This is a genomic window from Neisseria sp. P0022.S010, from assembly GCF_051956635.1.
Genome location: NZ_JBQCXF010000978.1, coordinates 1 through 237 on the forward strand (window position 1 = coordinate 1; position 237 = coordinate 237).

General features: G+C 61.6%; 1 protein-coding gene. It reads left to right on the top strand.

Translation table 11 applies throughout. The annotated features are described in order from the left end of the window. A partial coding sequence (locus ACTHUT_RS22415) for a hypothetical protein (protein ID WP_440386932.1) occupies positions 1 to 237 on the top strand: 237 nt, incomplete at both ends.

Consider the following 237-nt stretch of genomic DNA (forward strand, 5'->3'; position numbering starts at 1 on the left):
CCATCCCCGCCCAACTCGCCTACCGTCCCGAACGCATCACCCCGCGTCCGCATATCGCCGGCACACTACCCGCACGTGTAACTGCGGCGGAGAACTGCACCTACGCCTATATCGACGACATGGGCCGCTACCGCGTCAAATTACCGTTTGATTTAGACGAATGGAGTCCGGGTGGGGAAAGCCGTCCCGTCCGACTGGCCAAACCCTATGCCGGTCCCGAATACGGCATCCACTTCC